Below are 20,271 nucleotides of genomic sequence, written 5' to 3'. Positions count from 1 at the left end.
GAGCCCGGCGCTTGGCTGGCTGTGGCTCGCGCTTGTCGCGAGCGGTCTCTACCACGGGGTCAATCCCGGAATGGGATGGCCGCTCGCCGTTTCGGCCGGGCTCATGGACAAGAGCCCGCGCGCGCTCTTCCGTGCATTGTGGGCTTTGGCGGCCGGGCATCTCCTGGCAACACTTCTCGTGCTGCTGCCATTCGCGTTGCTGCTCGTGCTGGCCGAATGGCAGCGTCCGATCCAGATCGGTGCGAGCCTTCTCGTCATCGGCTTTGGCGTCTATCGGCTGATTGACCGACGTCATCCGCGCGCGCTGGCACGAATTCCGCCGACGCAATTGGCGCTCTGGTCATTTGCCGTCGCCATCGCTCACGGTGCTGCCCTGATGCTCGTGCCGATCTATCTCGGACTCTGCCAGGCCTTCGAGCTCGATGCCGGCCATGAGGCGGCGGGCGCGCTGATGAAGGCAAGTGTCGGGATGGCAGTGCTGGTGTCCGTGGTGCACGTTGCCGCCATGGTCGGCGCCGGCGGATGTCTGGCGTGGCTGGTCTACCGCTATCTGGGATTAAGGTTCGTCTCGCGAAGCTGGTTCAACCTGGATGCAGTCTGGGCGACCAGCCTCGTTCTGGTTGGCGCGGTGGCGCTCGCTTTCAATCTTGCGACCGCGCGCTGAGGTCTACCGCACCAAAGCCCACTCGCCGATGATGCGAAATTTTGCTTTGGCATCATCCTGCTTGAACAGCGCGATGCGGTCGATCGCGAGCGTATCGAGGCCCAACCTTGCAAAACTCGCCCGCAGCATCTGCAGGATCGGCCCGCGTCGGTCCGCATCCAGTCGACCCGTCAACGTCATGTGGAAACGGAACTCCTCCATCACGTAAGGGTAGCCCCAGCGGTCGAGATAATCCCGCTGCCGCTCGCTGAGCTTCTCCGGCTTGCGACGGGTGCGATCTTCCGTCGTCAGCGCGGCGCGAAACGGGTCGAACTCGCGAACGCAATCGGCGGCCAGCTGTTGGAGAGCCTCGACCGGCTCGGCCGGAACGACGGCAATGAAGCCGCTGATGGAATCCACGATTGGCCGGATCACGGGACGCGGCCGTGCCATGCCCGCGAAGGCCGCGCAGGCGGCCATCAGCTCGGCTTCGGTCTTGCCAGGCGCCAGCGCCATCGGCGCCTTCAGCGTGGCGTGAAAGCCGTATTTGCGGGGATCGGCGCTGACCTCGCGCCAGTCCGGCGCGACATGGAGTGCTTGTTGCGGAAACGGCAGCTCGTCTCCGCTGTAGGCATCATAGCCGAGCAGTTCGGCACCGAAGCGGGAGAGGACGCTGTCGCTGCCGGCGGCAAAATAGATCGCGTAGCGGGGGAAACCTGTCATTGGCTCAGCATAATCAATTTACGCCGCGACGACAGCCTCGCGCGGCGCGGCCATTGCGGTGAGCAGCCGCGTCGCATCGGTGAGATGCACGAGCTTGCCGCCCGAGATCACCGCGATCAGCCGTGGCCGCAGTTTCATGCTGTCGTCGACTAGGAGAATGTCAGCGCGGTGTCCCTCCGCGAGCAGGCCGCGATCGGTGAGGCCGGTCGCGCGCGCCGGGCCGGCGGAAACCAGATCCCAAGCCTGTGCCAGCGGCACCACGCCATCGGCGGCCAATCGGAACGCGGCGAGCAGCTGCGCGGGATAGTAATAGTCCGACGCCAGCACCGAGCAGAGCCCCTTTGCGATCATGTCGGAGGCCCTGGTCCAGCCGGTATGGCTGCCGCCCCGCACGACGTTCGGCGCGCCGTAGACGATGGCGTCGCCGTGGCTGGCCGCTGCGCGCGCCGTCTTCTCGTTGATCGGAAATTCCGCGATTCCCGCGCCGAGCTCGCGAAACTCACGGCGCATCGCCGGGCTCGCGTCATCATGCGAGAGCATCCGCACCTCGGCCCCGCGGGCCGCGGCGGCCAGCCGCGACACCGAAGCGGGCACCTCGCCGGCGCGCGAGACCACGCGCTCGACCAGGCGGTCGAACTCCTCGGCTGAGAGCCCGGTGCGCTCCACCATGCGGTTGCGCTTGCGCGGCTTGGCCATATCGGCGACGGTGCCGTCCATGTGGTCATTGAAGGCGAACAGGTCGACGCGGCCCTCGCTGAGCCATTGTGCGATCTCGGCCTCGGCATCGAGATTGTAGGTCTCGTGCCGCAGGTGGAAGCGGGTGTCGGCGGCGAATTGCGGACGCTGCCGTTCGATCGCCTCCATCAGGCCGCGCGCATTGTCGGCGCTGCGCAGGCCCGGCTCCCAGGAGCAGGTGGTGGCGTGAAACACGGTGGTGATGCCGTTGCTGATCGCCTGGCGGTCGCTGTCGGCGAGCGCAACGTCGATCGGAAAGTCGACGCCGGCGCGCGGCATCAACTGGCGCTCGAAGGCATCGCCGTGCAGATCGACGATGCCTGGCAGCACCAGCAGGTCGCGGGCATCGAGCGCCAGCCGAGCATGGCTGCGAGAGGCATCGACCTCTGCAATGTCCGTTCCGGAGATGAGAAGAGAGGTTTCGACGAACTCGGCGCCGATCAGGGCCCGGCCGCCTTCGATGAAAATGTCTGTCACGCGACCGCGCTTCGTTTGCTGGCAGGAGAATTCGTAAGCGAACTCGCCCGTGCTTCGTATGTCGAGAGAAAATCTTCAATGCCGAGCTTGCGGAAATTGGGCAGCGCCTCGCGCAATTTGTCGTGATCCCAGTCCCACCAGGCAAGCTTTGCAAGCCGTCCGGCGATCTCCTCCGAAAACCGCCGCCGTACGATGCGGGCCGGATTGCCGGCGACGATGCTGTAGGCCGGCACGTCCTTGGTGACGATCGCGCCGGCGGCGATCACCGCGCCGGTGCCGATGTTGCGGCCCGGCAGCACGATCGCGCCATGGCCGATCCAGACGTCATGGCCGATATGAACGTGATGCTGGCGGCGCCAGTCGAAGAACTCGGAATCGTCGCTCTCACCTTCGAAATAGGCGCTGGATCGGTAGGTGAAGTGCGCCTGCGTGGCGCGGTGCATCGGATGGTTGCCGGGATTGATGCGGGTCATCGCCGCGATCGAGCAGAATTTTCCGATCGTGGCGTAGGTGATCTGCGCATCGTTCACGACATAGGAATAATCGCCCATCGTCACTTCGTGCAGGATCGTGCGCGCGCCGACCTCGGTGTAGGCGCCGAGCCTGGTCTCATGCAGCTTGGCCGAGGGATCGACGGTCGGCTGAACCGAAAGAGCTTTGGCGGCCATGTTGCGTCCGAAGTGCGAGAGCGGGCATTTCTCTTCGAGCGGCTAGATGACGGTGTCATGACAATGAGATGACAGGGGATGTTGTGCGTAGGATCGCCGCATTGCAGCGGCGCTGTCACACAAGTGTTAAGCACGGGCGTTAGCGGTTGGCTCCAGCTACTCTGGAGCCTCTGTATGCTGCTGGTTGAAGGCCTGACGTGTCGCTTCGGCGCGAAAGCCGCGGTGGACGATGCTTCGTTTCAAGTGTCCCCCGGCGGCTTCGTCGGGGTGATCGGGCGATCCGGCGCCGGCAAGTCGACATTGCTGCGGACCATCAATCGCCTCGTGACGCCGACCGGGGGGCGCATCCTGTTCGACGGCGTCGACGTCACCTCGCTGCGCGGCAAGGAGCTGCGGCAGTGGCGCGCCCGCTCGGCGATGATCTTCCAGCAGTTCAACCTGGTCGGCCGGCTCGACGTACTCACCAATGTTTTGATGGGGCGTCTTGCGACGATGCCCGCCTGGCGCTCGCTGTCGCAGATCTGGCCCGAGCAGGACAAGGCGCTGGCGATGTCGGCGCTCGAGCAGTTCGACATCGCTTCGCTCGCCGCCCAGCGCGCCGACCAGCTCTCCGGCGGCCAGCAGCAGCGCGTCGCGATCGCCCGCGCGCTGGTGCAGCAGCCCGACATCATCCTTGCCGACGAGCCGATCGCCTCGCTCGATCCGCGCAACACCAAGATCGTGATGGATGCGCTTTTGCGCATCAACAAGCATTTCGGCATCACGGTGCTCTGTAACCTGCATTCGCTCGATCTGGCGCGGACCTATTGCGACCGCCTGATCGGCATGGCCGCCGGCCGCGTGGTGTTCGATGGCGCGCCGTCCGCGCTGACCGATCACGTCGCGCGCGAACTCTATGATCTCGAAGCCGCCGATGTCGTGGGCGGAATGCCTGTCCCGGCGCCCGAAGGCGTGCCGGCGCTCGGAACGGCCGCGGCCGCCTGAGCCTGTTTCATTGCAAGTCTTCAGTTTCAAGTCTTTGCGTCAACCGACCCCAACCGATGAAGAGGGTATCATGATCACTCGCAGATTAATCCTTGCCGGCGCCGCCGCGCTCGCCTTCACCGCCTCCGCCTCCGCGGAGGACTGGAAAGCCAAATATCCCGAGCTGACCTTCGCCGTCGTCCCGGCGGAGAACGCCTCCGGCGTCACCGAGCGCTGGGCGCCTTTCATGAGCTATCTGTCCAGGGAACTTGGCGTGAAGGTCACGCTGCGAATCGCCAGCGACTACGCCGCCGTCATCGAGGGCCAGCGCGCCGGCAACATCCACATCGCCAGCTACGGCTCGGCCTCGTTCGCCCGCGCCCGCCTGACCGGCGTCAAGACCGACGCCTTCGCCAACGACATCAACGCCGACGGCTCGACCGGATATTATTCGGTGTTCTTCGTCAAGGCGAACAGCCCCTACAAGAAGATCGACGACCTCAAGGGCAAGAACCTCGGCCTCGTCGACCCGAACTCGACCTCCGGCAACAACGTCCCACGTTTCGAGCTCGACAAGATGGGCATCCACGATGCCGACGCCTATTTCGGCAAGGTCGTCTTCACCGGCAGCCACGAGAACGCGATGCTGGCGCTGGCGCAGGGCACGGTCGAGGTTGCCGCCAACCAGTGGACCAGCGACGACGATTCCACGCTGGCGCAGATGCTGACCAAGGGCATGCTGAAGAACGCCGACGGCTCGGCGATGAAGAAGGACGATTTCCGCATCATCCACAAGTCGGCGCCGATCATCAACGGACCCTATGCCTACAATTCGGAGCTGCCGGAGGAGGCCAAGGCTGCCATTGCCAAGGCGTTCTTCGACGCGCCGGCCAAGGACAAGGCTGCGTTCGACCGTCTCTCCGACGGCCAGAAGAAGGGCTTTCATCCCGCCACGACCAAGGACTGGGATGGCACGATCGAGCTGATCAAGTTCGTCGACGCGCTGCGTAAGAAGAAGGCGTCCTGAATCTTCGGGACGATGCACCTGAGCCGGGTCGCAAAGGCCCGGCTCTTTCCTTGACGGACCTGTCCGACCCATGACGACAGCGGTTTCGATCCTCCCCGCGCAGCAGCTCGCCGCGCTGAATGGCGCCTATCGCCAGGCGGTTTCGCGCCGACGGCTCCGCCTGCTATGGGGAACCGGGATCTTTGCCGCGGCGCTGGTGCTCGCCGCGATCGGCGCCGAAGTGAATCTGCGCACGCTTTTCACCTATTTCGGCAACTTCGTCAGCTATTTCGACCGCATCCTCACGCTCGAGAACGGCCAGCGGGTCTGGACCGATGTCGGCGAGTGGTTCTGGGGCTGGCGCAAATGGCTGAAGATGCTGGCTGAGACGCTGCTGATCTCCTATGTCGGCACACTGATCGGCGCGACCTTCGCCTTCGCCCTCAACTTCTTCGCGGCCGAGAATACCTCGCCGGCGCCCTGGCTGCGCTTCGTCGTGCGGCGCCTGCTCGAATTCGCCCGCACCGTCCCCGGCATCGTCTTCGCGCTGGTCTTCGTCATCGCCTTCGGGCTCGGGCCGATGGCGGGCGTGCTGGCGATTGCGATCCACTCCACCGGCGCGCTGGGAAAACTGTTCTCTGAGATCGTGGAGAATGCCGACATGAAGCCGGTCGAGGGCATCCGCTCCACGGGTGCGAGCTGGCTCGCCTGCATGCGCTTCGCCATCGTGCCGCAGGTCACCGCCGGCTATGCCAGCTACGCGCTGCTGCGCTTCGAGATCAACGTCCGCGAAGCCTCGGTGATGGGCTTCGTCGGCGCCGGCGGCATTGGCCAGGAGCTCGTCGTCGCCATCCGCAAGTTCTACTATTCGGACGTCAGCGCCATCCTGCTCACGATCATCGTTACCGTCTTCATCATCGACATCGCCACGGGCTGGCTGCGGGGACGTCTGTTCGGCAAGGAGGCGCGGACGTGATGAAGCCGCAGGAGGTGGACACCGCGCAGATTCGCGCGCGCTATCCCGATGTGTTCGACCGGCCGGCCTCGGCGCGGCTCGCGACGCCTGCGATGATCGTCGCGGCGCTCGCGATCCTGATTTACGGCCTCGTCGATCTCGATTTCTCGCCGTCGCGCTTCTTCGCCGGACTCAGCCAGCTCGGCTGGATCACATTGATGATGATCCCGCCGGATCCCGGCTCGTCGCTGCCGATCTATCTGAAGGCGCTCGGGGAAACGCTCTCGATCGCGCTGCTCGGAACCACGCTGGCGGCGGTGTTCGCGCTGCCGGTGAGCTTGCTCGCGGCGCGCAACATCGTGCCGTCGAACATCCTGCGCTTCCCGGTCCGCCGTTTCCTGGATTCGATCCGCGGCGTCGACACCCTGATCTGGGCGCTGGTGTGGATCAACGTGGTCGGGCTCGGCCCGTTCGCCGGCGTGCTCGCGATTGCGGTGGCGGATTTCGGCGCCTTCGGCAAGCTGTTCTCGGAAGCGATCGAGAGCGCCGACCAGAAGCAGGTCGAAGGCATCCGCGCCTCCGGCGGCAGCGCGCTGCACGAGATCCGCTTCGGCCTGCTGCCGCAGGTGCTGCCCGTCATCGCTGGCCAGGTGCTCTATTTCATCGAGTCCAACACCCGCTCGGCCACCATCATCGGCATCGTCGGCGCCGGCGGCATCGGTCTCCAGCTCGCCGAGCAGATCCGCGTGCTGGAATGGCAGAAGGTGTCGTTCCTGATCCTGATGATCCTGGTCGCAGTCGCCGCGATTGATTTCATCTCCGGCAAGCTGCGCTTTGCGATTATTGGGCGAAGGGCGGTGGCGTAGAAATTCTCTCCCCGTCATGGCCGGGCTTGTCCCGGCCATCCACGTTCTTTCTGCTGGAACTCAAGACGTGGATGCCCGGGCCTTCGCCTCGCCGAAGCGGCTTCGGCCGCGCAGGCGGGACAAGCCCGGGCATGACGAGAATGTGGAGCTGGCGGGGCCACCCTACGACTCCACCAGAAACTCCACCCGTTCTGCCGCGAAGCGCGAATGCTTCGTCACCAGCGGCTTGCCCGTGAGATCGTGGTCGGTGGCGTCGACCACCAGGATCGGCCGCCCCAGCGCCAGATCGAGCCGCGCCGCGTCGGTCGCGTCGACGATGCCCGCGGTGATCCGCGTTGCGCCGCGGCGATAGTCGCGGACGCCAAAATGCTCCAGCAGCTTGGTCATCGAGCGCGTTGCCGCGAACACGGCGCCCGCATTCGGGAACAGGTCCGCCGACAGCCATGTCGTCGACACGCAAATCGGCGTGCGGTCGGCGAGGCGAATCGCCTCGATCCGCACCAGCGGCGCGCCGACCTTCAATCCCAGCTCCCGCGCGAGTTCGCGCGTCGCGACGTCGTCGGTCGCCTCGATCAGCCGGCCATGCGGTTCGCGGCCCTCAGCGCCGACGATCTCGGAGAAGCGCGTGCGCGAGCGCAGGGGATAGGCGAGCTTCTGCGCCTCGACATAGGTTCCGCTGCCGCGTTCGGCACGTACCAGGCCGCGTTCGGCAAGAGCGGCCAGTGCGCGCCGCACGGTGTGGCGGTTGACGCGATAGGTTTCGGCGATCTCCATCTCGCCCGGCAATTTGTCGCCGGCCGCAAAGCGGCCGTCGGCGATGCCGCGCTCGATGCCGTCGGCCACGAGGCGCCATAGCGCGACGCCCGAGGAGGCTGTGTCCTGCATGCTCATGTCGTTGCGAAACCTACTCCAGAAATCACAGCATTGTCACGAAACAGTCATGGCGCGTCCTTATGAAGTTGTCTATTATCATAGACAACTTCGATGCGGCAACTCCTGTAGAAGAACTCGGTGGACCAGGTGACCCAGCACAGCAACCAGCAAGCCCAGCGCAAGGCCGCCATGGCGGTGCTGGCGCACGCGGAGGCGGGCGAGATCGCCGCTCGCCTCCGCAACTTGTCTCTCCCGGACCATCAGGATCTGCGCGCGCCGGAGAACGGTCTCGTCATGCTGCGAGGCCGGGTCGGCGGCGACGGCGCGCCGTTCAACCTAGGTGAAGCCACGGTGTCGCGCGCCGCGGTGCGGCTTGCGAGCGGCGAGGTCGGGTTCGGCTACACGCTCGGGCGCAACAGTGAGAAGGCGCGGCTGATCGCGCTGTGCGATGCGCTGGTGCAGTCCCGCGATTTCGGCGGCGCGGTGGAGCGCGACGTTATCGCGCCGTTGCGCGAGCAGCTTATGATTCGCCGCAAGCAGGCGGCGGAAGCGGCCGCCGCGACGAAGGTTGATTTCTACACCATGGTGCGCGGTGAGGGGTGAGATCATGACCACGATTGCGGAACTGCCGCCGGGTTTCGCCGACAAGGTGCTATCGGCGCAATCGACCTTTCGTTCGGTCATGGACGCCATGGCGCGGCCGGGCTCGGTCCAGCGCATCGTGCCGATGGCGGGCGCGCCTGATACGATGATGCGCGGCACCGCCGCGATCGCGCTGACGCTGTTCGACCACGACACGCCGCTCTGGCTCGATGCGCGGATGGCGGAGAGCTCGGACGTGACGAAGTGGCTGAAGTTCCACACCGGCGCGCCGGTCGTGCAGGATTCGTCGATCGCTTCGTTCGCGCTCGTCAGTGACGGTGGCGCCTTGCCTTCGCTCGAGTCCTTCGCACTCGGTACCAGCGAGTATCCGGACCGCTCCACGACCGTGATCATCCAGGTCGACAGCCTCTCCTCCGGGCGCAGCTTCGAGCTGCGCGGCCCCGGCATCGATGGGATCGCCACGCTGCAGGCGTCGATCAAGCCTTTCGACCTGTTCGAGCGCCTGCGTATGAACGAGGCGCTGTTTCCGCGCGGCATCGACGTGGTGCTGGTCGCCGATGACGCCGTGGTCGCGATCCCCCGCACCACGCGTGTCGTGAGCAAGGGAAGCTGAAACCATGTATGTCGCAGTCAAAGGCGGCGAACGCGCCATCGAGAACGCCCATCGCCTGCTCGCACACAAGCGGCGCGGCGACCAGAGCGTTGCGGAAATCGGCCTCGACCAGATCTCGGAGCAGCTCGGCCTTGCCGTCGATCGCGTCATGAGCGAAGGCTCGCTCTATGACCGCGAGCTCGCAGCGCTCGCGATCAAGCAGGCGCGCGGCGATTTGATCGAGGCGATCTTCCTGGTTCGGGCCTTCCGCGCCACGCTGCCGCGTTTCGGCGCCAGCGAGCCCGTCGACACCGGCGCGATGCGGGTGCAGCGGCGGGTGTCGGCGACCTTCAAGGACATTCCCGGCGGCCAGACCTTGGGTCCGACGTTCGACTACACGCACCGCCTGCTCGATCCCTCGCTCGCGGAAGGTTTTGTGCCGGAGGCTCCGGCGATGGCCGAGGCCTCCATCGCACCGACGCCGCGCGTGACGGACATTCTCGGCCGCGACGGGCTGATCGAATCATCGCCGGAGGCCGAGGACGGCGCCAGCGTCGGCGATCTCACCCGCGAGCCGCTGAATTTCCCCGCGGATCGCGATTTGCGCCTGCAAAACCTTGCGCGCGGTGACGAAGGCTTTCTGCTCGCGATGGGCTATTCCACCCAGCGCGGCTACGGCCGCAACCATCCCTTTGTCGGAGAGATCCGCTTCGGCGAGGTCGAGGTCGACTTCGTCGCGGAAGACGTCGGCTTCGCCGTGCCGCTCGGCGCGATCGAGCTCACCGAGTGCCAGATGGTCAACCAGTTCAAGGGCTCCGCGACCGAAGCGCCCTGCTTCACCCGCGGCTATGGTCTCGCCTTCGGCCAGAGCGAGCGCAAGACCATGTCGATGGCGCTGGTCGACCGCGCCTTGCGCGCCCGTGAGCTCGGCGAGGAGGCACTGGCCCCGGCGCAGGACGAAGAGTTCGTGATGTCGCATTCCGACAACGTGCAGGCGACCGGCTTCGTCGAGCACCTGAAGCTGCCGCACTATGTCGATTTCCAGTCCGAGCTCGGCCTCCTGCGCAAGCTGCGCCAGGAGTTTTCTAAAGCGTTCGCCGATGCCAACACGCCCGAAGCCATGAAGGAGGCCGCGGAATGAACGCGCCCGCCTACAACTTCGCCTATCTCGACGAGCAGACCAAGCGGATGATTCGCCGCGCGATCCTGAAAGCGATCGCCATCCCCGGCTATCAGGTGCCGTTCGCAAGCCGCGAGATGCCGATGCCCTATGGCTGGGGCACCGGCGGCGTGCAGGTCACGGCTGCGATCCTCGGTCCCGCCGACGTGCTGAAGGTGATCGACCAGGGCTCCGACGACACCACCAACGCGATCTCCATCCGCAAATTCTTCGCCAAGACCGCTGGCGTTGCGACTACGACGGCGACGGACGAGGCAACCGTGATCCAGACCCGCCACCGCATCCCGGAGACGGCGCTGCGCGCCCATCAGGTGCTGGTCTATCAAGTCCCCATCCCAGAACCCCTGCGCTTCCTTGAGCCGCGCGAGACCGAGACGCGGCGCATGCACGCGCTCGCCGAATACGGCCTGATGCATGTGAAGCTCTACGAGGACATCGCCCGCTTCGGCCACATCGCCACCGCCTATGCCTATCCGGTCAAGGTGAATGCGCGCTATGTGATGGACCCGTCGCCGACGCCGAAATTCGACAATCCCAAGATGGACAATTGCCCCGCCCTGCAATTGTTCGGCGCCGGCCGCGAGAAGCGCATCTATGCGATCCCGCCCTATACGCAGGTGGTGTCGCTCGATTTCGAGGATCACCCCTTCGAGCCCTACCGCTTCAACGCGCCCTGCGCGCTCTGCGGGGCGGAGAATTCGTACCTCGACGAGATCGTCACCGACGACAAGGGTGGGCGCATGTTCGTGTGCTCGGACACCGATTATTGCGAGGGCCGCCAGGCCGCCGGCCATCACGGCAGCCTCAGCGCTGCGCCGTACAAGGAGAAGGCGCAGGAGGCCGCGAATGGCTGATCAGAATTTGCTCGAGAACGACGAGCCGCTGCTGGTCGCAAGATCCCTCAGCAAGTCGTTCGGCCGCATCAACGCCTGCCGCGACGTCTCGTTCTCGCTGTATCCCGGCGAGGTGCTGGCGATCGTCGGCGAATCCGGTTCGGGCAAATCGACGCTGCTGCAAATGCTGTCGGGTCAGCTTGCACCGAGCGCGGGCCAAGTGTCGTACCGGATGCGCGACGGCGTCACCCGCGATCTCGCCTCGCTGGGCGAAGCCGAACGGCGTTTCCTGTTCCGCACCGATTGGGGCTTTGTGCATCAGGATCCCGCACAGGGCCTGCGCATGGCGGTCTCGGCCGGCGCCAATGTCGGCGAGCGGCTGATGGCGGTAGGGTGGAATCACTACGGCCGCATTCGCGACACCGCGTCCGATTGGCTCACCCGGGTCGAGATCGACACAGCGCGCATCGATGATGCGCCGCGCACCTATTCCGGCGGCATGCGCCAGCGCCTCCAGATCGCCCGCAACCTCGTCACCGAGCCGCGGCTCGTGTTCATGGACGAGCCGACCGGCGGACTTGACGTATCCGTGCAGGCGCGCCTGCTCGACCTCTTGCGCAGCCTCGTCGCAGAACTGAACCTCGCCGTCGTCATCGTCACCCACGATCTGGCGGTGGCGCGCCTCTTGTCGCACCGCGTGATGGTGATGAAGGGCGGCCGCGTCATCGAAACCGGTCTCACGGACCAGGTGCTCGACGATCCGCGCGAGCCCTATACCCAGCTGCTCGTCTCCTCGATCCTGCCGCCATGAACGTTACGATATGAGCTTTCCAATGACCGCCATGATCGACATCACTGACGCCGGCAAGACCTTTACGATGCACCTGCAGGGCGGCATCGAGCTGCCTGTCGTGCGCGGCGTGACCTTCCGGGTCAATCCAGGCGAGTGCGTCGTGCTGTCGGGGCCGTCGGGCGCCGGCAAGTCGTCGATCCTGAAGATGATCTTCGGCAATTATCGCTGCGACAGCGGCCGCATCGGCATCCGCCATCCGGGCCAGGTGGTCGATCTTGCCACCGCCGAGCCGCGTCAGGTCCTCAACATCCGCCGTTCCACCATCGGCTATGTCAGCCAGTTCTTACGGGCCGTGCCGCGGGTTGCGTCCATCGACGTCGTCGCGGAGCCGCTGATCGTGAACGGCATGAGCCGGACCGACGCCCAGGCGCGCGCCGGCGAGCTGCTGCATCGTCTCAACATCCCCGAACGGCTCTGGCAGCTTCCGCCCGCGACCTTCTCCGGCGGCGAGCAGCAGCGCGTGAACATCGCCCGCGGTTTCATCTCGGACCTGCCGATCCTGCTGCTGGACGAGCCGACCGCCTCGCTCGATGCGGTCAATCGCGCCGTGGTGGTCGAGCTGGTCGCCGAAAAGAAACGTCAGGGCGTCGCCATGGTCGCCATTGTCCATGACGACGAAATCCGTCATTTGATTGCCGACCGCATCGTCGACGTCACCAGCTTTGCCGCCGCGGCCTGAAGGAATGGGGAAATGAAGCAGGAATCCGTGATCGCCAACGCCAGGATCGTGCTGGCTGACCGGGTGATCGAGCAGGGCTGGCTCGCGCTGGCCGACGGACGCATTGCGGAGATCGGCGAGGGGAGGGCGCCCGCGGGTGCCGAGGATGCCGGCGGCGATCTGATCATGCCCGGCCTGATCGAGCTCCACACCGACCATCTCGAAGCGCATTACGTGCCGCGGCCAAAGGTGTTCTGGAATCCGGTCGCCGCCGTCATCTCCTATGACGGCCAGCTCGCGACCTCGGGCATCACCACCGTGTTCGATTCGCTCCGGGTCTGGCGCGAGGACGGCGCCGAGGAGGTCGATGGCCGCGCCGGCGTGCTCGCCGCCGCCATCACCAATGCGCGCGAGGCCAACCTGCTGCGCGCCGATCATTTCCTGCATCTGCGCTGCGAGATCCCGATGCCGAGCGTGGTTGAGGAGGCCAAGGAGCTGATCGACCGCCCCGACGTCAAGCTGATGTCGCTGATGGACCACACGCCGGGCCAGCGCCAGTTTCGCGACGAGGTCAAGCTGCGCGACTATTACCGCGGCAAGGGCGGCGGCAAGACCGATGCCGAGCTCGACGAATTGTTCGCAAAGCGCTTCGAATATCAAAGGCTCTATGCTGCGGCGAACATGCGCGAGATCGTGGCGCTGGCGCATCAGTACAACATTCCGCTGGCGAGCCACGACGACACCACCGAAGAGAACGTCGCGGACGCGGTGCGGGACCGCGTCTCCGTCGCGGAATTTCCGACCACGCTGGAGGCCGCGCGCGGCCTGCACCAGGCCGGTATCGACATCCTCATGGGCGCACCGAACGTGGTGCGCGGCGGCTCGCACTCCGGCAACATCGCTGCGGTCGATCTCGCGCGTGAAGGCCTGCTCGACATCCTGTCGTCGGATTACATCCCGTCGAGCCTTTTGATGGCCGCGCTGCAATTGCCCGAGCACGTGCCCGCAATCAGCCTTCCGGCCGCGGTTCGCACCGTGACGAAAGCGCCTGCCGAGGCGGTCGGCCTCACTGACCGCGGCGAGGTCGCGACCGGCAAGCGCGCCGATCTGATCCGCGTCCATGTCGCAGGCCATGTTCCCGTGGTCCGCAGCGTCTGGCGCGAAGGACACCGCGTCGCATGAGCGAGATGGCGACCACGGGCGAAGGCGAGACGGGTGCGATCGGCCCCGGCCGGCTCGTGCTTGTGGTCGGCCCCAGCGGCGCAGGCAAGGACACGCTGTTGCGACTGGCGCAGGCGGCCTGCAGCGACGACCCCGACGTCGTCTTCCCGCGCCGCATCGTGACGCGTGCGTCGTCCGCCGACGAAGACAATATCGCGGTCAGCCCCGACGAATTCGGCCGCGCCTGCGAGCACGGCGACTTCGCCGTACACTGGGACGCGCATGGGCATTCCTATGCGCTGCCGCTCGAGATCAACGACGATATCCGCGCCGGCCGCACCATCGTCGTCAACGTCTCACGCACCGTGATCGCTGCCTTGCGACGGGCCTATGCCAACGTCGTGGTGGTGGCGATCACCGCACCGCCGGACGTATTGGCGCAGCGGCTTGCCGCGCGCGCGCGGAAAAGCGATGGCGATATCGCCGAACGGCTGTCGCGCAGCGTCGACGACGTGTCGGCGCAGGCCGATGTCAACATCCTCAATGCCGGCAGCGCGGATTATCACAGCCGCCAGCTCGTGCGCGTGATCAGGAATGAAGGTTGGCAACTAGTTGCTGGCAATAACGGGGAGAGCGTGGAATGACGGTGATCGAAACGGTCGAACAGCTTGAGGCAATCTACGGCGCCACCAATGACGCCTCGACCGTGAAAGTCGCCGACCACGTCACCCCGCTCTATCGCAACTTCATCGAGAAGGCGCCGTTCGCCGCGCTCGCCACCATCGGGCCCGAGGGCATCGACTGCTCGCCGCGTGGCGATCTGCCCGGCTTCGTCCGCATCCACGACCCCAAGACGCTGATGCTGCCCGACCGCCGCGGCAACAACCGGGTCGATTCCTTACGCAATATCGTGCGCGACCCGCGCGTGTCGCTGATGTTCCTGATCCCGGGCTCCGGCAATGCGGTGCGGGCCAACGGCCGCGCGCATCTCTCCGTCGATCCGGAGCTGCTGGCCTCGTTCAAGGTCGAGGGCAAAGCGCCGCGCAGCGTCATGGTGATGAACGTGGAGGAGATCTACTTCCAATGCGCCCGCGCCATCGTCCGCTCCGACCTCTGGAATCCCGACAAGCGCGTCGATCCGAAGACACTGCCGACGCCGGGGCAGATTCTTGCGGAGATGAGTGACAACAAGGTCGGCGGCGCGGAGTACGACCGCGCCTGGCCGGAACGGGCCGCGGCGACGATGTGGTGAGCTTCCGCGCTCTCTCGTCTCCCTCGCCCCGCTCTTGCGGGGAGAGGGCGGGGTGAGGGGCCTCTATCCGCACGTGAGATCGCGGTGGGACCTGTACCCCCTCACCCGGATTGCATCTTCGATGCAATCCGACCTCTTCCCGCAAGCGGGGAGAGGTGAAGAGGGCGCCGCGGCTTCTAGGCGCTCAATTAAACGCCATCCCGCCGCTCAGCGCGATCGTCTGTCCGGTCATGTAGGCGTTGTCGACCAGCAGCATCACCGCTTTCGCCACCTCCTCGGCCGTGCCGAAGCGACCGAGCGGGATGCGGCTGACGAGCCCGGGCTGGCCGCTCATCATGTCGGTCTCGATCAGCGACGGCGCAACCGCATTGACGGTGATGCCGTCCTTCACCAGGCGTGCGGCATAACCTCGGGTCAATCCCTCCATGCCGGCCTTGGACGCATTGTAATGCGGGCCGATCGAACCGGCGCCGCGCGCGGCGCCCGAGGAGATGTTGACGATGCGGCCCCACTTCCTTGCGCGCATCGATGGCAACACCGCCTGCGTGCACAGGAAGGCAGATTTCAGGTTGACCAGGATCGTTCGATCGAAATCCTCCTCGGTGAGATCGTCGAGGCCGCGTGTGATGGCGATGCCGGCATTGTTGACGAGGATGTCGATCGGCCCGAGCCCGGCGGTGACGCGCTCGATCATATCGACCACGGCTTCGCGCTGCGAGACATCGGCGGCGACCACGATGGCGCGGCCGCCCTGCTGGCAGATCTCGCCCGCGAGTTGTTCAGCCTGGCCAATCCTCTCGCGGCAATTGATCGCCACCGCCGCGCCTGCCTCGGCCAGCGCGCGACAGACAGCTGCGCCAATTCCGCGCGAGCCGCCGGTGACGAGCGCCGTGCGCCGCTTCAGAGCATCCGTCATGTAGACCTCCCGCATTTCCTTGCGTCTCTCGGGGCAACGGTACCACGCTATGGACCCTCAGCGTGTTGACATCATCGCGAGAGGATTTCGGCTGCGACGGCTTGCACGCGGAGAAGTGCGCGCACGCGGCCGCGGCAAATATGGATAGCCATTTCATTGACCGATCGGGTCAATCCCTCGATATTCGAAGCATCGAAACTGCATCGTCGAGCCGAAAGCTGCTGCATGACATCGAATGACCAGCGAGTGAGAAGCGACATGCGCAAGCGCATGATGCGTCGCTGCGTCTCGGCCGCGACCGGCGCCTGTTGTCGCTGCTGATCGCCGAGCCAAAGTCCCGATCGCAATCTCTTGACAGGAGCGCCGACCCGTTCGGCGAACGAGCAGCCATGCCCAAAGCCTATATCATCGAAATTCACGACCGCACCGCCGGCATCATCGCCAGCGACGAGCGCGGCTTCCGCTTCTTCTCCTCAGAGCGCCTGTTCGACAGCCTCGAGGGCCGCCAGTTCCGCTCGGCCCGGGACGCCGAACGCGCCGCACGCGCCGTGTTGGCGGAGCGCCGGCACCTTGTCTCAATCTGAGCACCCGCAGACCGAAAGGACTTTGCAAATGATCACGCGACGACACATCATCGCCGGCGCTCTGTTGCTGGCAAGTGCGGCGGGTTCACCCGTGCGGGCCGAGGACAAGCCGGCGGAAATTCGCATCGGTACGCAGAAGGGCGGCTTCTTCCCGGCGGTGCGCCAGCGCTACACCATCGAGAATGCCTTCAAGCCGCTCGGCATCGAGATCAAGTGGATCGACTTCCAGTTCGGTCCGCCGCTGCTGGAGGCCATCAATGTCGGCAGCGTCGATTTCGGTTTCGTCGGCGACTCCCCGCCGATCTTCGCGCAGGCCGGCGGCGCCAGGATCCGCTACGTCGCTGCGGTGAAATCGGAAGGCAACACCCAGGCGATCATCGTGCCGAGGGACTCGGCCATCAGGACGCTGGCCGATCTCAAGGGCAAGCGCGTCGCCTTCGGCAAGGGATCGAGCGCGCATAATCTGCTGGTCGCTGCGCTCGAAAAGGCCGGCCTGTCCTGGTCGGACATCACGCCGGCGCCGCTCGCGCCGGCCGATGCGACGGCCGCCTTCATCAAGGGCTCGGTCGATGCCTGGTCGATCTGGGACCCCTATCTCGCGCTCGCCGAGCTGAAGGAAAGGGCGCGCGTCATCGCTTTCGACAAGGACGTGCACAAGCCGAACGCCTTTTACATCGCGGGTTCCGACTTCGTCGACAGATACCCATCGCTGGTCGCCAAGCTCAATGCCGCCTTCGCCTCTGAAGGCGGTTGGGCCAACGGTCATCACGAGGAGGTCGCCAAGGCGCAAGCCGAGGCCACTGGCGTCGACATCGAGGCCGTCAGGCGCTTCGTTGATCGCTCCAACTTCAGCGTGGTGCCGATCGACGGCGAGGTGGTCAGGAGCCAGCAGGCGGTCGCCGATCGTTTCGCAAAGCTCGGCCTGATCCCGAAGCCGGTCAGCGTCTCCGACATCGTCTGGAGATGGACGCCGGGTTCTTGAACCGGCGCGACTGATCAGCGCTTGCGGCGCGCCCTGGTGCGCGCCGCCTTCTTGGCGGCGGCGGAGCGGGTCTTGGCGCCCTTGGTCCGGCTTGCCTTCCGTGCGGCCGCCGAACGCGAGGCGGCGCTGCGGCTCTTTGCGGCACGCTTGGCCTGCTTCGATAGCGCGCTGCGCGATGCGGTCGAGCGCGGCTCCCTCTTCAGGACGCCTTCGACAGCGCGCGATACTTTCGGCCTCCGCTTCGGCGTGCGTTTGCCCTGGCCGACCTCGTAGGCGTATTTGGCGCTGCGTCGCGTCGACTTCTTGGTGCCTCCCTTGCGCGGCGGCGGCAGATCGACGCCGGCGCGGCGCGCCTCGGAAAGACCGATGGCGATGGCCTGCTTGGTCGAGCGCGCGCCGTGCTTGCCCTTGCGGATCTTGTCGATCTCGTCCTTGACGAATTCGCCGGCCTGCGTGCTGGCCGACTTGCCGGCGCGCTTGTCCTGCCTGGCTTTGCGGATGATTTCCTGTCTTGGCATGGTCGAGTTCCCCTTCTTGAGTGAGAGGAATGTCTGACGGCAACGCGCAGGGCGGAAGATCGATCCACTTAGTTCCGCAGCGCCGCCAGCAACTCATCCGGCCGCTCGGCCATGATCATGTGGCCGGCGCCGGGCACCACGACGGTCTTTGCATGCGGGATCGCCGCGGCGAGCGCCTTGCCGGCCTTGGCCGGCGTCATCATGTCCCGCTCGCCGAGGATGAGCGTTGTCGGCACCTTCACGCTTGCCGCAGCGGCAAGCGCATTCGTATAGGAGTTGCACGCCGACAGATCCCTGAACAGCACGCCCGGCTCGCACGCCTTCAGCACCGCCTGCGCGCTGCCATGCATCCACAGGCCGGGCGCCAGGCTGCCGCCGAGCTCCGCATTGAAGCCGAGGCCCCAGATCGAGACCATGTCGTTGGCGTCCTGCGAGTTGGCCTCGGCGGCTTTCAACAGATCCGGACCCACCGTCATGGTCGCGGCGGTGCCGATCAGGCTCAGCGCGGAGACCTTGTCGGGGTGCCGGGCCGCGGTCTCCAGCGAGATCAGCGAGCCCATGGAGTGACCGATCAGATGCGCCTTCGCAGTGCCGGCGGCATCGAGCAGCGCCGCCGTCCAGTCGGCCATCTCGGCGATGCTGCCGAGCGAAGGTCCGGCCGAGCGGCCGTGGCCGGGTAGGTCGGGCGCCAGCACGGCAAAGCCGTGATGGGCGAACCAGCGCGTATGCAGCGCCCAGGTCGAATGGTCGAAGCCGGCGCCGTGGATGAAGACGACCGCGGGCAGGGACTTGTCGAAGTCGCGGCCGCCGGTTGCGACAAACACATCGGTGCCGTTGACGGAAAGCTTCATGGTGTCAGGCCTTTTGCGAGATGCGCAGCGCTTGGTTGAGGTCATCGATGATGTCGCTTGCGGTCTCGATGCCGACCGAGAGCCGCACCAGCTCCTCGCCGACACCGGCGGCCTTGAGCTGCTCGGCGTCCATCTGCTGATGCGTGGTCGAGGCGGGATGGATCACCAGCGTCTTGGCATCGCCGACATTGGCGAGATGGCTGATCATGCGCAAGCTTTCGATGAACTTGCGCCCGGCGGGCCGGCCGCCCTTGATGCCGAAGGACACGATCGAGCCGGCACCGCGCGGCAGCAGCTGCTTTGCCAGTTGATAGTCCGTGTGATCCTCGAGCGAGGGATGCAGCACCCACTCCACCGCCTTGTTGGACTTCAGCGCCTCCAGCACCAGATGCGTGTTCTGCATGTGCCGGTCCATGCGCACGGAAAGCGTCTCGACGCCCTGGAGCAGCTGGAACGCGTTGGTCGGCGACAGGCAGGCGCCGAAATCGCGCAGGCCCTCGGTGCGGGCGCGCATGATGAAGGCGGCGGTGCCGAACTGCTCGTCGAAGATGATGCCGTGATAGCCGCCATAGGGCTCGGTCAGCACGGCGAACTTGCCGGAAGAGCGCCAGTCGAAGCGGCCGCCGTCCACGATGGCGCCACCGATCGCGATGCCATGCCCGCCGATCCATTTGGTGGCCGAATGCATGACGATGTCGGCGCCCAGCTCGATCGGGCGGCTGAGATAGGGCGTGGCAAAGGTGTTGTCGATCAGAAGCGGAATCTTGGCCGCATGCGCGATCGCCGCGACCTTGGGAATGTCGAGCACCTCGAGCCCGGGATTGCCGATGGTCTCGCCGATCACGAGTTTTGTGTTCGGCTTGATCGCCGCGCGAAACGCGTCGAGATCGCGCGGCTTGACGAAGCTCGTGGTGATGCCGAAGCGCGGCAGCGTGTGCGCGAGCAGGTTGATGGTGCCGCCGTAGAGCGAGCTCGACGCCACGATGTGGTCGCCGGCATTGAGCAGCGTGGCGATGGCGAGGTGCATCGCCGCCTGACCGCTCGCGGTGCAGATCGCGCCGACGCCGCCTTCCAGCGCCGCGAGCCGTTCCTCCAGCACGCCGGTGGTCGGATTGGAGATGCGCGTATAGATGTGGCCGGCGCGCTCCAGGTTGAACAGCGCCGCGGCGTGGTCGGAATCCTGGAACACGTAGGACGTGGTCTGGTAGATCGGCACCGCCCGGGCGCCGGTCACGGGATCCGGGTGCTGGCCCGCATGCAGGCTCAGGGTCTCGAAGGCAGGCGGTTTCGGCGCGGGCATGCGTGGCCTCGTTGGTCGGTCGGCGATGGCGCGTTGTGCCACAAAACGGAGCGGCACGTCAGCCCATTGACAGCTCACA

General features: G+C 65.8%; 24 protein-coding genes. 16 read left to right on the top strand and 8 right to left on the bottom strand.

Features of this window, described 5'->3' with window-relative positions:
• The first annotated feature begins 70 nt into the window (after positions 1 to 70).
• Positions 71 to 664, top strand: a complete 594-nt coding sequence (locus HZZ13_RS13035; protein WP_197959983.1) for a hypothetical protein — start codon at positions 71 to 73, stop codon at positions 662 to 664.
• Between the two features lie 3 nt (positions 665 to 667).
• Here HZZ13_RS13035 and HZZ13_RS13030 read toward each other — a convergent pair whose 3' ends face one another.
• Genes HZZ13_RS13030 through HZZ13_RS13020 form a run of 3 tightly spaced genes read right to left on the bottom strand, consistent with a single transcriptional unit; the run spans position 668 to position 3,246 of the window.
• Entirely contained in the window at positions 668 to 1,366 is a 699-nt protein-coding gene (locus HZZ13_RS13030) for a DUF1045 domain-containing protein (protein WP_197959982.1), read from the bottom strand.
• 18 nt (positions 1,367 to 1,384) lie between these two features.
• Positions 1,385 to 2,578 carry an alpha-D-ribose 1-methylphosphonate 5-triphosphate diphosphatase gene (locus tag HZZ13_RS13025; protein ID WP_197959981.1) on the bottom strand — a complete coding sequence of 398 codons (1,194 nt, stop codon included), beginning with the start codon at positions 2,576 to 2,578 and terminating at the stop codon, positions 1,385 to 1,387.
• Positions 2,575 to 3,246 (bottom strand): LbetaH domain-containing protein, encoded by a 672-nt coding sequence (locus HZZ13_RS13020; protein WP_197959980.1) that lies wholly within the window; start codon positions 3,244 to 3,246, stop codon positions 2,575 to 2,577. The genes HZZ13_RS13025 and HZZ13_RS13020 overlap by 4 nt, the downstream gene beginning before the upstream one ends.
• A 174-nt stretch (positions 3,247 to 3,420) precedes the next feature.
• Here HZZ13_RS13020 and phnC point away from each other — a divergent pair, with 174 nt between their 5' ends.
• The 4 genes from phnC (at position 3,421) to phnE (HZZ13_RS13000) (ending at position 7,036) form a co-directional block, all read left to right on the top strand.
• On the top strand, positions 3,421 to 4,230 hold the full coding sequence (gene phnC, locus HZZ13_RS13015) for a phosphonate ABC transporter ATP-binding protein (protein WP_197959979.1): 810 nt from the start codon (positions 3,421 to 3,423) through the stop codon (positions 4,228 to 4,230).
• Between the two features lie 70 nt (positions 4,231 to 4,300).
• Positions 4,301 to 5,236 carry a phosphonate ABC transporter substrate-binding protein gene (phnD, locus tag HZZ13_RS13010; RefSeq protein ID WP_197959978.1) on the top strand — a complete coding sequence of 312 codons (936 nt, stop codon included), beginning with the start codon at positions 4,301 to 4,303 and terminating at the stop codon, positions 5,234 to 5,236.
• Positions 5,237 to 5,306: 70 nt separating this feature from the next.
• On the top strand, positions 5,307 to 6,191 hold the full coding sequence (phnE, locus tag HZZ13_RS13005) for a phosphonate ABC transporter, permease protein PhnE (RefSeq protein ID WP_197959977.1): 885 nt from the start codon (positions 5,307 to 5,309) through the stop codon (positions 6,189 to 6,191).
• Entirely contained in the window at positions 6,191 to 7,036 is an 846-nt protein-coding gene (gene phnE, locus HZZ13_RS13000; protein ID WP_210349326.1) for a phosphonate ABC transporter, permease protein PhnE, read from the top strand. The genes phnE (HZZ13_RS13005) and phnE (HZZ13_RS13000) overlap by 1 nt, the downstream gene beginning before the upstream one ends.
• A 162-nt stretch (positions 7,037 to 7,198) precedes the next feature.
• Here the strand turns inward: phnE (HZZ13_RS13000) and phnF are convergent, their stop codons facing one another.
• Complete coding sequence (gene phnF / locus HZZ13_RS12995) at positions 7,199 to 7,927, bottom strand: phosphonate metabolism transcriptional regulator PhnF (protein WP_197959975.1); 729 nt, start codon at positions 7,925 to 7,927, stop codon at positions 7,199 to 7,201.
• 120 nt (positions 7,928 to 8,047) lie between these two features.
• Here phnF and phnG point away from each other — a divergent pair, with 120 nt between their 5' ends.
• From phnG to HZZ13_RS12950, 9 genes are read left to right on the top strand one after another with little or no spacing between them, the layout of a single operon-like run.
• Positions 8,048 to 8,512 (top strand): phosphonate C-P lyase system protein PhnG, encoded by a 465-nt coding sequence (gene phnG / locus HZZ13_RS12990; RefSeq protein ID WP_197959974.1) that lies wholly within the window; start codon positions 8,048 to 8,050, stop codon positions 8,510 to 8,512.
• Positions 8,513 to 8,516: 4 nt separating this feature from the next.
• Positions 8,517 to 9,125 carry a phosphonate C-P lyase system protein PhnH gene (gene phnH / locus HZZ13_RS12985; protein ID WP_197959973.1) on the top strand — a complete coding sequence of 203 codons (609 nt, stop codon included), beginning with the start codon at positions 8,517 to 8,519 and terminating at the stop codon, positions 9,123 to 9,125.
• 4 nt (positions 9,126 to 9,129) lie between these two features.
• Positions 9,130 to 10,245, top strand: a complete 1,116-nt coding sequence (locus HZZ13_RS12980; protein WP_197959972.1) for a carbon-phosphorus lyase complex subunit — start codon at positions 9,130 to 9,132, stop codon at positions 10,243 to 10,245.
• On the top strand, positions 10,242 to 11,138 hold the full coding sequence (locus tag HZZ13_RS12975) for an alpha-D-ribose 1-methylphosphonate 5-phosphate C-P-lyase PhnJ (protein ID WP_197959971.1): 897 nt from the start codon (positions 10,242 to 10,244) through the stop codon (positions 11,136 to 11,138). The genes HZZ13_RS12980 and HZZ13_RS12975 overlap by 4 nt, the downstream gene beginning before the upstream one ends.
• Positions 11,131 to 11,928: a phosphonate C-P lyase system protein PhnK gene (gene phnK / locus HZZ13_RS12970; protein WP_197959970.1), complete on the top strand. Its 798-nt coding sequence runs from the start codon at positions 11,131 to 11,133 to the stop codon at positions 11,926 to 11,928. Before HZZ13_RS12975 ends, phnK begins: the two co-directional genes overlap by 8 nt.
• 22 nt (positions 11,929 to 11,950) lie before the next feature.
• Entirely contained in the window at positions 11,951 to 12,649 is a 699-nt protein-coding gene (phnL, locus tag HZZ13_RS12965; protein WP_197959969.1) for a phosphonate C-P lyase system protein PhnL, read from the top strand.
• Positions 12,650 to 12,661: 12 nt separating this feature from the next.
• Positions 12,662 to 13,810, top strand: coding sequence for an alpha-D-ribose 1-methylphosphonate 5-triphosphate diphosphatase (locus tag HZZ13_RS12960; protein WP_197959968.1), 1,149 nt, complete (start codon positions 12,662 to 12,664; stop codon positions 13,808 to 13,810).
• Entirely contained in the window at positions 13,807 to 14,433 is a 627-nt protein-coding gene (gene phnN / locus HZZ13_RS12955) for a phosphonate metabolism protein/1,5-bisphosphokinase (PRPP-forming) PhnN (protein WP_197959967.1), read from the top strand. Before HZZ13_RS12960 ends, phnN begins: the two co-directional genes overlap by 4 nt.
• The gene (locus HZZ13_RS12950) at positions 14,430 to 15,041 is read left to right on the top strand and encodes a pyridoxamine 5'-phosphate oxidase family protein (protein ID WP_197959966.1); all 612 of its coding nucleotides are present in this window, start codon (positions 14,430 to 14,432) and stop codon (positions 15,039 to 15,041) included. The genes phnN and HZZ13_RS12950 overlap by 4 nt, the downstream gene beginning before the upstream one ends.
• A gap of 184 nt (positions 15,042 to 15,225) precedes the next feature.
• On the opposite strand, the gene HZZ13_RS12945 is transcribed toward HZZ13_RS12950, so the two are convergent.
• Positions 15,226 to 15,957 carry an SDR family NAD(P)-dependent oxidoreductase gene (locus HZZ13_RS12945; protein ID WP_197959965.1) on the bottom strand — a complete coding sequence of 244 codons (732 nt, stop codon included), beginning with the start codon at positions 15,955 to 15,957 and terminating at the stop codon, positions 15,226 to 15,228.
• A 389-nt stretch (positions 15,958 to 16,346) separates the two neighbouring features.
• Here HZZ13_RS12945 and HZZ13_RS12940 point away from each other — a divergent pair, with 389 nt between their 5' ends.
• Both HZZ13_RS12940 and HZZ13_RS12935 read left to right on the top strand, forming a co-directional pair.
• Positions 16,347 to 16,541: a hypothetical protein gene (locus HZZ13_RS12940; RefSeq protein ID WP_197960146.1), complete on the top strand. Its 195-nt coding sequence runs from the start codon at positions 16,347 to 16,349 to the stop codon at positions 16,539 to 16,541.
• Between the two features lie 28 nt (positions 16,542 to 16,569).
• A complete protein-coding gene (locus tag HZZ13_RS12935) occupies positions 16,570 to 17,523 on the top strand; it encodes an aliphatic sulfonate ABC transporter substrate-binding protein (RefSeq protein ID WP_197959964.1) in 954 nt (317 codons plus the stop codon).
• Between the two features lie 14 nt (positions 17,524 to 17,537).
• Here HZZ13_RS12935 and HZZ13_RS12930 read toward each other — a convergent pair whose 3' ends face one another.
• The 3 genes from HZZ13_RS12930 to HZZ13_RS12920 all read right to left on the bottom strand — a co-directional run bounded on the left by HZZ13_RS12930 (position 17,538) and on the right by HZZ13_RS12920 (position 20,192).
• On the bottom strand, positions 17,538 to 18,041 hold the full coding sequence (locus HZZ13_RS12930) for a DUF6496 domain-containing protein (protein ID WP_197959963.1): 504 nt from the start codon (positions 18,039 to 18,041) through the stop codon (positions 17,538 to 17,540).
• A gap of 68 nt (positions 18,042 to 18,109) precedes the next feature.
• On the bottom strand, positions 18,110 to 18,892 hold the full coding sequence (locus HZZ13_RS12925; protein WP_197959962.1) for an alpha/beta fold hydrolase: 783 nt from the start codon (positions 18,890 to 18,892) through the stop codon (positions 18,110 to 18,112).
• A gap of 4 nt (positions 18,893 to 18,896) precedes the next feature.
• Positions 18,897 to 20,192 (bottom strand): O-acetylhomoserine aminocarboxypropyltransferase, encoded by a 1,296-nt coding sequence (locus HZZ13_RS12920; protein WP_197959961.1) that lies wholly within the window; start codon positions 20,190 to 20,192, stop codon positions 18,897 to 18,899.
• Between the last annotated feature and the right edge of the window lie 79 nt (positions 20,193 to 20,271).

The sequence above is a fragment of the Bradyrhizobium agreste genome (genome assembly GCF_016031625.1).
In the GTDB taxonomy this organism is placed as follows: domain Bacteria; phylum Pseudomonadota; class Alphaproteobacteria; order Rhizobiales; family Xanthobacteraceae; genus Bradyrhizobium; species Bradyrhizobium agreste.
Note: the sequence above shows the minus strand (reverse complement) of the source record. Positions and strands in the feature narration are given on the sequence as shown.